This is a genomic window from Xenococcus sp. PCC 7305, from assembly GCF_000332055.1.
Classification (GTDB): domain Bacteria; phylum Cyanobacteriota; class Cyanobacteriia; order Cyanobacteriales; family Xenococcaceae; genus Xenococcus.
Window position 1 is genome coordinate 1 of record NZ_ALVZ01000065.1, and the last position, 12643, is coordinate 12643.

At 40.4% G+C, this 12643-nt stretch carries 13 protein-coding genes; 9 read left to right on the top strand and 4 right to left on the bottom strand.

Features of this window, described 5'->3' with window-relative positions; all coding sequences use genetic code 11:
- Window positions 1-217 precede the first annotated feature (217 nt).
- Complete coding sequence (locus XEN7305_RS01740) at window positions 218-793, bottom strand: Uma2 family endonuclease (RefSeq protein ID WP_006507599.1); 576 nt, start codon at window positions 791-793, stop codon at window positions 218-220.
- Between the two features lie 296 nt (window positions 794-1089).
- Here XEN7305_RS01740 and XEN7305_RS01745 point away from each other — a divergent pair, with 296 nt between their 5' ends.
- The 8 genes from XEN7305_RS01745 to XEN7305_RS01785 all read left to right on the top strand — a co-directional run bounded on the left by XEN7305_RS01745 (window position 1090) and on the right by XEN7305_RS01785 (window position 9178).
- On the top strand, window positions 1090-1380 hold the full coding sequence (locus XEN7305_RS01745; protein ID WP_006507600.1) for a hypothetical protein: 291 nt from the start codon (window positions 1090-1092) through the stop codon (window positions 1378-1380).
- A 29-nt stretch (window positions 1381-1409) separates the two neighbouring features.
- Entirely contained in the window at window positions 1410-1997 is a 588-nt protein-coding gene (locus tag XEN7305_RS01750; RefSeq protein ID WP_006507601.1) for a hypothetical protein, read from the top strand.
- 3 nt (window positions 1998-2000) lie between these two features.
- Window positions 2001-3041, top strand: a complete 1041-nt coding sequence (locus XEN7305_RS01755; protein ID WP_006507602.1) for a Rieske 2Fe-2S domain-containing protein — start codon at window positions 2001-2003, stop codon at window positions 3039-3041.
- 43 nt (window positions 3042-3084) lie between these two features.
- The gene (locus XEN7305_RS01760) at window positions 3085-3876 is read left to right on the top strand and encodes a hypothetical protein (RefSeq protein WP_006507603.1); all 792 of its coding nucleotides are present in this window, start codon (window positions 3085-3087) and stop codon (window positions 3874-3876) included.
- A 144-nt stretch (window positions 3877-4020) separates the two neighbouring features.
- A complete protein-coding gene (locus tag XEN7305_RS01765; RefSeq protein ID WP_006507604.1) occupies window positions 4021-5307 on the top strand; it encodes an RNA-guided endonuclease TnpB family protein in 1287 nt (428 codons plus the stop codon).
- Between the two features lie 99 nt (window positions 5308-5406).
- Complete coding sequence (locus XEN7305_RS01770; RefSeq protein WP_006507605.1) at window positions 5407-6135, top strand: succinate dehydrogenase/fumarate reductase iron-sulfur subunit; 729 nt, start codon at window positions 5407-5409, stop codon at window positions 6133-6135.
- 196 nt (window positions 6136-6331) lie between these two features.
- Window positions 6332-7903: a calcium-binding protein gene (locus XEN7305_RS01775; protein ID WP_006507606.1), complete on the top strand. Its 1572-nt coding sequence runs from the start codon at window positions 6332-6334 to the stop codon at window positions 7901-7903.
- Window positions 7904-8260: 357 nt separating this feature from the next.
- Entirely contained in the window at window positions 8261-9178 is a 918-nt protein-coding gene (locus XEN7305_RS01785; RefSeq protein WP_006507607.1) for a pentapeptide repeat-containing protein, read from the top strand.
- Window positions 9179-9408: 230 nt separating this feature from the next.
- Here XEN7305_RS01785 and XEN7305_RS01790 read toward each other — a convergent pair whose 3' ends face one another.
- Window positions 9409-10014 (bottom strand): nucleoside triphosphate pyrophosphatase, encoded by a 606-nt coding sequence (locus XEN7305_RS01790; protein WP_006507608.1) that lies wholly within the window; start codon window positions 10012-10014, stop codon window positions 9409-9411.
- A gap of 131 nt (window positions 10015-10145) precedes the next feature.
- On the bottom strand, window positions 10146-11555 hold the full coding sequence (locus tag XEN7305_RS01795) for an alkaline phosphatase (protein ID WP_006507609.1): 1410 nt from the start codon (window positions 11553-11555) through the stop codon (window positions 10146-10148).
- 51 nt (window positions 11556-11606) lie between these two features.
- On the opposite strand from XEN7305_RS01795, the gene XEN7305_RS01800 reads away from it, so the two are divergent.
- Entirely contained in the window at window positions 11607-11981 is a 375-nt protein-coding gene (locus XEN7305_RS01800; RefSeq protein WP_006507610.1) for a DUF1818 family protein, read from the top strand.
- A gap of 27 nt (window positions 11982-12008) precedes the next feature.
- Here the strand turns inward: XEN7305_RS01800 and XEN7305_RS01805 are convergent, their stop codons facing one another.
- The gene (locus tag XEN7305_RS01805) at window positions 12009-12260 is read right to left on the bottom strand and encodes a hypothetical protein (protein ID WP_006507611.1); all 252 of its coding nucleotides are present in this window, start codon (window positions 12258-12260) and stop codon (window positions 12009-12011) included.
- Window positions 12261-12643: the final 383 nt, after the last annotated feature.

Genomic DNA, 12643 nt, shown 5'->3' on the forward strand with positions numbered 1-12643 from the left:
AAATTAAACATTGACTATTAACTCAGGAACTAGTGCCGCTGCGCGGAAGTAATAAGTAATAAGTAATGAGTAATAAGTCTTGATACATCAGCTTTTTGCCCTTCGTTGATAGATAGCTTATTTACGCCCGCGTCCACTAGGTTTTTCAGTGCTCTTTAATTTAATAAAATCAGGAAATGGTTGTGCTAATAGCTAATAACTAATTTTAATAGATACTTTACCAAATTGATTCGAGATTCAACACAAAATCAGACAAAATATTTTCTCCTGATAAAGCATCAGGTTGATTTAATATTTCTTTAGGTTGTCCTTGGCGGTAAATTTCTACTTGCTTATCTTGACGATTGATTAACCAAGCTAACAAAGTCCCATTATTTTTATATTCATTCATTTTTTCCTGTAAAGCTTGTAACTGATCAGAGCTAGAACGCAGCTCAATGACAAAATCAGGACAGAGAGGAACAAACTTTTCCTGTTGTTTTAAACTTAATTGATTCCATTTTTTTAAGGGAATCCATGCTGCATCGGGAGAACGATTTGCTCCATTAGGCAGTTTAAAGCCTGTTGAAGAATCAAATACAATACCTAATTGTTTTTGTCGATTCCAGATATTTAAATCTGTAATGATATCTGCATTGTATCTTCCAGTTATTCCCCCTGTCGGTGACATAATAATCAATTCTCCCTCCGCATTACGTTCAAACTTTACATCAGGATTCGCTTGACAAAGTTCATAAAATTGAGCTTCATTGAGTTTAATTATGGAATTTAAATCAATAGTAATACTACTCATTTCCTTTGCTGATTTTTAATAAAATTAAAATAATAAAGGGGTTATGGCAATTGGATTTAGTATAAGATTTTGACACGGGATTAATAACTATCGAAATGGTAACACAACTGTTTTTCAGCCCTCAAATTTCTATGCAACCTGCAAGTAAAATTAATTGCAAATAAACAGTTTAAAGATCCTTGAAGGCTGAATTGCCACTTGCTTCAACTAATTTAAATTTTGAAGTCAGCAAAATATTCGATAATAACTTCGTCTATACTCCTAAAAGATAACTCTCCTATATAAGAGATAGCTTGATGAACAGTACCGCGATCGCGATCGCTCAAAAAATCATAAATTTGGGATCTCTGTATTTAATTGCCGGATTAATCTTTACGATCCCGTTTCTGCTCTTCGGAGTCCAGCGAATTGATGCCGAGACAAAATGGGATTGGGGTTTCTGGAATATTTTTGATGGCATTGGTTTGAGACTATTACTTTCCCCAGGAGTCTGTGCTTTCTGGCCGCTGTTTGTCGTGCGATTATTGCGCGGTAAAGGTAAACCCCTAGAGAATAACGCCCATAGAAAACTTGCTAAAAACAGTTAGCAATTAGCAATTAGCCATTAGCAATATTCATGATCTTAGAAAGAAGAAAAATCCATTTTTATAGCGCGATCGCATTAGCTATTGTTTTGCCGATAGTCTTTATTTGGGGTATTGTGGCACGTCCCTTTTCAGACATTCCCAATCAATCATTAGTTCCTGGTTTGCGATCGCCAATAACCGCGCTGGCAGAAATTCCCAATGATTCAACTACAAGTAAGCAAGTTTCTGCTGTGATTAACCCTGCTGATTTCCCGAAGGTTCTTGACTCAGAAATTTCCCTCGAACTGTCGATTGTGACTCTGAACAATAATAATGAATCAGTGACCTTAGTTGTGAGTCCCCAATCAGTCTTGAAATTTCCCGATCCGCTTTTATATTGGCAGACCAGTCAAGAAACTACCACCGAAATTGATGATTCGATGATTTTATTAGGTGCTTTACCAGGAAAAGCCAGTAACATTGACCAAAACCCTCGCTATATTTTCGATTTGCCACCGCAAGCGTTACAGCAAGATGGCGCATTGGTTCTCTATAGTCAGGGGTATAACGCGATCGCCGCAGTATTTCCGCTTTGTGTACAAAATAGTGAGCAACCTTTTGTTTGTCAGGAGAATTGAACAGTGGGTGTAAAATACAAACCAGTTATTTGGACGAAACAGATCGTCATTTATGATGCTATCTTATTCGTCTGTTTGGCCTTATACATTTATCTATTTGTTTTTATTAGTCAGTCGATTGATCCTGATGTAGATATCAAGGGTGTCAATATTCGAGCCTATGGTTCGGCCGCTATTATTCTTTTACATGTCATCCTCTCCATTGGACCCCTTGCTCGTTTAAATACAAAATTTTTGCCCTTACTTTTTAATCGTCGCCATTTGGGGGTCACGATGTTTTTGCTGGCAGCAAATCATGCTCGATTAGCAATTGATTGGTACCACAAATTAGGAGATACTGATCCCTATATTAGTCTTTTAATTAGTAATTTAAACTTTTTTGATTTCATTCGTTTTCCCTTTGAAATTTTGGGGTTGCTGGCATTAATTATTCTTTTTGTCATGGCGGCCACTAGTCATGACTTTTGGTTGGCAAATCTCACCGCACCAGTTTGGAAAGCGCTTCATATGTTTGTCTACCTCGCCTATGGTTTGCTAGTTGGTCATGTGGTTTTGGGTGCTTTGCAAGCTCATACTAATTCTTTACTCGTAGTGATTGTTGGCTTGGGGATGGTTTGGATTGTCGGTTTGCATCTAATCGCAGGATTCCAAGAATTTCGCAAGGATCAAAATTTATTGTTTCCTGATGAGGAAGATTTTGTGGAAGTGGGCACAATTGATGATATCCCAGAATATCGAGCTAAAGTGGTTGCGATCGCAGGAGAACGGGTAGCAGTCTTTAAATATGACGGCAAAATTTCGGCAATTTCTAATGCCTGTCAGCATCAAAATGGCCCCTTGGGAGAAGGCAAAATTATTGATGGTTGCATTACCTGTCCTTGGCATGGTTATCAATATGCCCCCGAGTCTGGTGCTTCCCCACCACCCTTCACCGAAAAAGTGCCGAACTTTGATGTTAAGCTGGTTGGCGATCGCATTTTTGTCAAAGCTTCGCCTAATCGGCCAGGGACTTATGTTGAGCCAGCCTTGATAAGTAATGGGTAATGGGTAATGGGTAAAGATTAATTAGATAGAAGGAGAAGATATTTTGCGATCAGATAATGAAATACCGACCACAGATGAATTTTATCAGGGGTTTAGTCCCACAATTCCGCCGAAGATTCGGGGTTTTCTCTGGGTTTTGGTGCCGATAATAGCAGTAGTAGTGGTAGTTTTATCGGTTGTGCTGCCCACAATTCATAATCAATATTCCACAGGAAGTTACACTGGTTTTCGTGAATATGAAGGGTTTCTGATGGATAAGCCGGTTCCCCATCTAATGATTCCACGACCAGGAAATACTAATGCTGATAATGCTTATTCTCGATATGTATTAGCTAGTACGAGAAAAGCTTCAGTCAGTCCGAATGTCCTAGAATTTGCCGGTAATTGGGTCAAAATCAGAGCTTTACCTGTTTTTCGTGATGGTATGACTCTGCTCGCTGTGAGCTCTAAGGCTGAACCTGAAATTATTGAGCCACCTCAAAATCAAACTTTGACTTCACTTGAGGGTCAAACGTTAGGTCAATTCACTTTATCGGGGGAAATAGTTGATACGAAATGTAACTTGGGGGTTATGAAACCAGGTCAGTTAAAGGTGCACCGAGATTGTGCTATTCGCTGCATTAGTGGTGGTGTGCCTCCTTCGTTACGAGTTGTCGATGCTTCAGGAAATATTGAGTATTTTCTGCTTGTGGATTCCCAGAGTCAAGCTGTCAACTCTAGTATTTTAGATATCGTTGCTGATCCGGTTGCGGTGACAGGGGAAGTTGTCCAATATGGTGATCTTTTTGTGCTCAAGGCCGATCCTGATAACTATGATTTGTTATCTTTCTTCTAAAAGAAGACCCTCGGCTACGCCGACGGGACGGGGTATATGAACTTTCGAGGTTTCCTCGAAAGACAGCCCCTCATGAATTTTGATCAGCCATAGAATAATAACACGAAACCTAGTATAATTACATTAGTGAATGTTAGTTTTCAGATGATATCTTTCACCTACGAATACAAGTTAAAACCCACGAAAAAACAAATTAAAGATTTAGAAATGTGTCTTGATATTTGTCGCGCGGTTTACAACTGGAATCATAGGGAAAGAAAAGATTGGATACAGTCGAGAAAAAGTCCAATTAACCGATGCTCAATCGTCCAAGAATATGTCATACCTGCTGATAAACCTTTTCCTAACTACAATATTCAAGCCAATAATCTAACTCAAGCTAAAAAACAATATCCCCATTTAGCACAAGTTCATTCTCAAGTCTTGCAGTCTACTTTAAAAAGACTAGAGCAAGCCTGGGATGATTTCTTTAAAGTAGAGAGTCGAGGCTTCCCTAAATTTAAAAACCAAAATAGATTTAGGAGCTTTGTCTATCCTCAAATTAAAAGAAGTAATCTCGCGGTGCGACCCCGCGCCGCCGACAGGCGTAAGGGAACGCGCACCAAGACAAAAGATACTAAAATTAGATTGCCTAAGATTGGCTGGTTAAGAATTAGAAAATCTCGGCAATATCCCACAGGTATGACACCCAAGCAACTGAGGATTGTGAGAAAAGCTACGGGCTATTTTGCTCAGATAATATTTGTTTCCACCGAATCAGTTCCTGATATTCTACCAGGAGAAACTAGTTTGGGATTGGATGCGGGAATAAGTTCTTTTGTTGCTAGTTCTAGAGGAGAATTAATCAAGACTCCAGAATTTGTTTTAAAAGCAGCTAGAAAGTTGAAATCACTTCAGCGTCGCTTAAAGAATAAAATTAAGGGGTCAAATAATTGGTTAAAACTGCAAAAGAAAATAGCAAGATTACATTTTAAAGTAGCTAATCGTCGAGAAGATTGGCTATATAAATTGGCTCATCATTTTTGCTCAATTACAGACAATATCTTTGTTGAAGATATTAACTTTAAATCTTGGCAAAAAGGACTATTTGGCAAACAAATAGGCAATTCGGCAATTGGAAAATTCATCAATCAAATACTGCCATTCATCGCTTGGAAAACTGGGGTCTATTATGAGAAAGTAGACAAAGATTTCACCTCGCAAGAATGTCCAAATTGTGGATTATCAACTGGTAAGAAAAACCTCAGCCAAAGAGTTCATAATTGTCAATATTGTGGTGTGACTCTTGATAGAGATGTTGCGGCAGCAAAAGTGATAGAGAATCGAGGAATAGTCGCGGTCGGGCAGCCCGTGAATTTTAAAAATGCTTGTGGAGATCGAGGTGCGGGGATTGAGCAACTTACGTTGTTTGATCTAGTAACTGGTCTGTGAGACAAGAATCCCCCGCGTCCCGCTGCGGGAGTGTCAAAACTGCATAGAGAGAATTGCCCAAAGATAAGGAACGGAGAAAATTTTTAATCATCAATTCAAATGAAACTAAAACTGAAAATTTGGCGACAAGCAAACCCCAAAAGCCCAGGAAAATTCGTTGAATACTCAGTATCCGACCTAGATCCTGATATGTCTTTTCTCGAAATGCTCGATGTTCTCAACGAACAACTAATCAAAACCAACCAAACACCCATAGAATTTGATAACGACTGTCGTGAAGGAATCTGCGGCTCCTGCGGTATGGTGATTAATGGTATTGCCCACGGCAGTCAAAAACAAACTGCGGCTTGTCAATTACATTTGCGATCGCTAAAAGATGGAGAAACTGTAGTGATCGAACCGTGGCGTGCTAAAGCTTTCCCCGTGATTAAAGATTTAGTCGTCGATCGCTCCTCATTCGATCGCATTATTAGTGCCGGAGGTTATATTTCAGTTAACGCCGGGTCTGCACCCGATGCTAATAGTTTACCTGTAGCCAAAGAGAACAGCGATCGCGCCTTTGCCTATGCAGCATGTATTGGTTGTGGTGCTTGCGTTGCTGCTTGCCCCAATGCTTCGGCTTCTCTGTTTACGGCCGCTAAAATAGCTCATTTATCCCTACTTCCCCAAGGCGCTCCCGAAAGAAAATTACGCGTTGCCAAGATGACCCAACAGATGAGCCAAGAAGGTTTTGGTGATTGCTCCAATCATGGAGAATGTGAAGCAGTTTGCCCAAAAGGTATTTCCATCGATGCAATTGCCACAATGCGCCGAGAATATATGAAGTAGATAAATATAATATAATTTTTTCTAGTTAAAATATTTTTTTTCGCCAAGTATCTCAGGGAAAAAAGCTGTGGTACATAAAAAAGAAAAATCTTTCACTTAAACTTCACCATAGTTTAAAAAAAGATTTTATTGATTCCTGTGAAAATGGCCATGTAAATATAATCTTATCTCAGTATTAACACAGGTATTTTAACGGATGAATATTCAAGGAACTACAGGAAACGATATTTTAGAAGGTACTCTAGAAGCAGATATTATTGATGCGCTAGCTGGCGACGATTCGGTTATAGGTTTGGCTGGCGATGACGATATTGTAGGTGGGCTGGGGAAAGATACCATCCGAGGTTTTGGCGGTAACGATACGATTGATGGTGGCAATAATAATGACAATCTGTTTGGTGATGAGGGAGATGACTCAATTACTGGAGGAGATGGCTTCGACAATCTAGGTGGGTTTACAGGCAATGATTTCCTCAATGGGGGATTAGGAAATGACACTTTGTCTGGAGGAGCTGGCAATGACACGCTGATTGGCGCCGAAGGGAATGACATTATCTTTGGTGGAGCAGATCAAGATATCTTAGATGGTGGAAGTGGCAGCGATATCCTCAAAGCTGGCAGTGGCGACGATCAAATTCTGGGGATGAATGGCAATGATGTCTTAGAAGGAGAATCTGGAGCAGATGATATTTTTGGTGGTGAAGGGAATGATACGGCCCGAGGTGGTCAAGATAATGACACTATTGATGGCGGCAATGGAGAGGATAAACTATTTGGGGACTTTGGTAACGACTCCCTACTAGGAAATCAGGACAATGATACTCTCGTTGGTGCAGAAGGAGATGATACCCTTGTTGGGGGCACAGGCGCGGATCAACTTTTCGGTAATGCCGATCGCGATTCCCTAATCGGAGGAGAGGGCAATGACAGCATGTTTGGTGGACAAGCAGCCGACACAATTATTGGCGGTAATGGAGATGATTCTGTCTTTGGTAATTTAGGCGACGATATCGTTAAAGGTGATGTCGGCAATGACATTCTACAAGGAAATGAAGGAAATGATTCTCTTGAGGGTGGAGCCGGCTTAGATACAATCTTTGGTGGTTCAGAGAATGACACCTTAGTTGGCAATGGTGGTGCTGATTATCTTGATGGTGGTTCCGGAAATGATGTGATTCTTGCGGGAATCGATAATGATATTATTGCTGGACGTCGCGGCAATGATCAGATCTCTGCTGGCTTAGGCAACGATAGTGCCTTGGGCGGAAATGGTAATGATACAATTTTGGGTGGAGATGGCAATGACACCCTCAATGGGGATGCTAACAATGATGTTTTGCGCGGCGAGAATGGTGATGATCTTCTAGCCGGAGGAAAAGGTTCTGATAGCCTGTTTGGCGATGCTGGTAACGATACCCTAATGGGGGCAGCGAATTATGTGGTAGATCCTCAAATCACTGAACTATTTCTAGATACTTTAATTGGAGGTAGTGGTGCTGATACTTATGACTTTGCTACAGGGTTAGACAATTTCTTAGTAGATTCAGCTACTCTAGACTTAGGTATTGAAACTGCTGAGATCAGAGGATTTGCTCCAGGACAAGATATTTTCCAATTGTCTGCAGATCCGAACATTTCCTATGGAGTCACTCAAAATGTCACAGTGGCTGAGATTACTGCCACTATTGATGGCAACGATTATCTAATTGCGCAAGTTAACGGAATTGGCAATTTCGATCTTAATGCTGCTTATGTTCAGGAAGTTTAGTAGTCGCATTTGAAATAAACGAAGGCAGAAGAATGAAGGCAGAAGGCAGAAGTTCTCTTGTTCAGAAGGTGTTTTGGCCCCTCCCGAACCCCGCTTCTTCCGTCTTAAACCAAAGTGGGAAGGAAGAAGTAGATTTAAACCTTCTGCCGTCTGCCCTCTGCCGTCTGCCTTCAAGGGCGAAGCCCGATAAACCAAAACCAAATATCAAAGAACAACTCCTTAAGCTTTCTAGCTTCTGGGAGTTTTTCCCTGTCTGAGCTGCTACCAATTAAACAAAGACTTATCAATTTAGCTACCTCCAAAGAAATATAATCAAAAATATACTTTGAACCGTCTTTTGCCCGTAATAGAATAGAAATGGCAGCTAGCAACAATTTTATGGCAAATACTGAGCATTTATTTAAATTAAAACAGGGTTCAAAAAACTGGAAACAATGGCGGGAAGAAAATAGCGATCTTGAACTGGATTTCCAAGCGGCAAATCTTAGTGGAATCGATCTCGCAACCGCAAATCTTGCTAAAGCTGATCTCGCCCAAGCAGATCTTTCTGGTGCTGAACTGATGGGTGCAGACCTCGCCACTGCCAACTTACAAGCAGCGGTATTAATAGGAATCTGTTTAATCGAGGCTAACCTTAGTAATGCCGATCTTAGTGATGCTTATTTGATGGATGGAGATCTGAGTAATGCTAATCTCATTGGTGCCGATCTAAGAGATGCTAATTGCGATCACGCCAATTTCAGTAATGCCAATTTAATTGGGACTTTGATGAGAAAAGTTCGCCTGCGCCATGCTAATTTGACTGGGGCAAAATTGCAGCGTACAAATTTAAGTGAAGCCGAATTAATTGAAGCTCATCTTAGTGAAGCAGATTTGAGTAATGCGAATCTCTACGAAGCAGAATTATTAAATATTTTTGGCTATAAAACAAATTTTTGTCGAGTACAAGCGATCGCGACTCATATGAGTAGAGCTTATCTATTTCAGGCTAATTTTTCAGAAGCCGAATTAATCAAAATAGATTTGCGTTGGGCCAACTGCGATCGCGCGAATTTTAGAAATGCGAATTTACAACAAGCGGATCTTCGAGGTACAAATCTCAATCAAGCTGACTTAAAACAAGCCAATTTAACCAGAGCTAATCTTCGAGGAGCCAATCTTAATCATGCTGACTTGCGAGGTGCCAATCTAACGGACGCCAATATTCAAGATGCCATTTTCAAAAGTGCTATCTTACAAGGAACAATTATGCCCGATGGCACAAAGCACTATTAATAACCTGGGTTCGATGAGTACAAAATTTATTAGTTCTGAATAAGGACTTGGGGATTTAGGGATTTGGGGATTTGGGGATTTAGGGAAAAGCCTATTGCTTGGTTTTTCAACTTAGGAAATTTAATCAAAAAGAAAATTCGTCGAACTGACGTATTAATAAGCTCTAAACCCTAAATTATAAGTCATTTTGATTGATCTGCCATCTGCCATCTGCCCTCTGCCTTCACTTTTCACCAAAAATCGCTCACATTATAGCCCAGCGCTTCTATCATCTGATGCAACAGAGGTAAACTCAGGCCAATAACATTGCTGTGACAACCTTCTATCTTCTCGATAAATAATCCCCCCTTCCCTTCTAGTGCAAAACTACCGGCACATTTGAGAGGCTCACCCGTCGCAACATAGTCTCTGATCTGGCGATCGCTAATCTTGGCAAAATAAACCTTAGTAATACCACAACGCAATATTTGTTTTTGTTGTCGAAGATCCAATAAAGCATGGCCTGTATACAATACCCCAATATTTCCTCGCATTTCCTGCCAACGCGCGATCGCAACTTCCGGTGATTCTGGTTTGCCATAAATCTTATTGGCGACCATTAAAACCGAATCGCAACCTAGAATCAAAGCATCATCAAAACGATCTTTAACAGTTTCGGCCTTACATTGAGCCAAAGTTGTCACCAAAGTTTCCCCGTCTGTAACGGTAATTTGAGACTCATCAAAATCACTCTGACAAACCAAAGGATTAATTCCCACCATCTGCAATAGTTTACGACGAGCAGGAGAAGCAGAAGCTAGGACAAATAAAGGTAATGAAGGTGTAGCATTCAACATTTAGCATCTATCAGGTCACAAACAACAAATTGTCTCATAATTCCTCGATGAGTGATGGTTTCTGTTACTTAGATTTATCCATCTGCCATCTGCCCTCTGCCATCTGCCCTCTGCCTTCAGGACGAAGCCCGTCAGAATTGGTATTGAATTGAATGCATTAGCTCTCCCTTTCTCTCGTACACCTCAATCGCAATTTGCTCATGGGACACAGAAACCCGAGAAAAATTGTCCCCAGAATAAACCTGACTGACTTTCCCTAGACTATAGGCATTCTCGTTATCTAAAGAGGGAACAGAGCCAGTTAGGTTAAATTGACTTGCTTTCATATGGGAATAGGGCCAGAAAAAAGCAGACGAAATAATTGAATATATTTTCCAAGAATCTTCCCCTGGTTTGCTAATATCCAATTCAGCTGCCATGGAACAATGGACATCACCACCTAGAAATACAACCTTCGGAATTTTGCGATCGCGAATTAGTGAGATTATTTGATCTCTTTGTTGTTTAAAACCACTCCATTTATCGCTATTTGTTTTTTTAATATCAGGAAAAAATGGTACAGAAGTCACCACAAATTTCACTCGCTCAGAACCATTATCCAACCAGCTCAGCAACGCCTGCATTTGCTCATCACTAATTATTTTTTGTTGTTCGAGATCTCTTTCCGTCCGAGTATCTGTAACAAAAAAATCACAACAACCATCTAAAAAACTATAGTAGTATTTTTCTGGTGTTCCCATCAGTTTTCCCGTATCACTTATGGGTAGCAATGGGCTGTGACTCATCTGATAGATACGATAGGAATGCATAGCGGCAGGGAACTTTACTGTCATGTCTTTGGGGGTCGCACTGCTGGGCCAATTATCCTCAATTTCATGGTCATCTAATGTCATATAAGTAGATATATTACCCATCAGAGTTTTTAGGTACGGCTGAGAAAAAGCATCTCGGTAGCGAGCTAAATACTCTTCAATTTTCTTATCTGGAGCCAAGACATTAAGATCATCGGCATAAATTTGATCCCCAACCATCAGAAATTTGTCTAAAGCTCGCCCTTCTTCAACTTGTTTTAGAATCGAGCGAAAAGTCTTATCACCGCGATCATCAAACCAACTTTCGTTCAAAAGTCGTAATAAATAACGACAAGAGCCAAAGACAAAAGTTTTGGCTTGGTTTGGATCTTCACTTGCTGTCTGAAACTCCCCCCGATCAGCATCATGCCAGTCCCACTTTTCACTAGAGCGAATTTCATCAGGTTCTTTATCAGAGAAAAACCAACCAATTTGATAAGTATATTTCGTGTTCGGCTCCAGATTGGTGAAAACAATAACACCGCTCATATCAAAATTAGGATTCATTTTAAAAACACGAGGCGCACCATAACTACCGCCATCTTTTTTTCTGATTCTGGCTACTCCAAAAGTCCGACGTGGTTTATTAGATGCAAGAGGTTGATAAATTGCTCTTCCCCAGATGCGAACATGGTTTGTATCGGCATGTCCGACGATGGGCCCAACTGTTAGCTTTTTGATGATATTCATTTTGCAAACCTCTGATGACACAATATCTATACCAGAAATAAAGATAAAAAGATGTCAAAATTAATTAAAAAAGGTCATCAGTGGCGCGTGGGATGGGATGACAATGCCCAAAAATATCAGGGTTTAGTGGGGAGTAATGATTGGGCGATCGAATTGACTGTTGCAGAGTTAAAAGATTTCAATCGCCTTTTGCATCAATTAGTCACGACAATGGAACAAATCAAGAATGAATTGATGGATGAAGAAAGGATCGCTTGTGAAGCAGAAAGCGAATTATTATGGCTGGAAGTCGAAGGCTATCCCGATCGCTATACTCTAAGAATCATTTTGAGTGGCGATCGCCGTTGTGAAGGGAATTGGGCAGAGGGGGCAGCCGTGGAATTAGCAGCAGCTACCCAGCGTTTAGTAGAAGAAAACATTGCTTGATCTTCATTGATCTTTGGGATCAAGATATTATTGCAGACAAAATTGACTAGTGGTAAGAGTTGCTTCTCCATACTCAGGAATCCATACTGCCCAGGTTTCGGGGGTATCTTCACAAAGTAGTAAAGCTTCATCCTGGGCATAGGGACTAGGTAATTCCAGTAGTTTTACCCAGGTGTTGGGTTGGGGTGTCGGGTAGTTCTGGGAATAAGATTGATATTTGAGCGGAACAGAACACCATTGCACTCTCGAAACTGAAGGAGCAAGTTCAAGCTTGTTCATTTTTATGACCTCTCTAACCCATAATAACTTAACATTCTGTATACAAGGCTACAAAATAAAAGATGTCTAGGTCAAGGAAATGTTTCATAACTTAATTAAAGATCCTTATTGCCCGAATATTAATTGCTCAAGTAAAAAGAGAGAGTCTAACAATTTTTAGTTATGATGATCAATTCAGCTTATACAAGGGCTTATCGATATTTCCTTAAGATTACTGATCATTATTTGCGATCGCAAATCGCTTAGCTAGATAAGTGCCGATCCAGAAATCCCAATTCGTGAGAGTTGGAAGCGCGTGAGACACGCTGAGGTTTCCTCAGCAAGTGTAATCACGTAAGAAGCCCACACTGTAATCTTTGATTCAGTGTGCGGAGGATGTCACC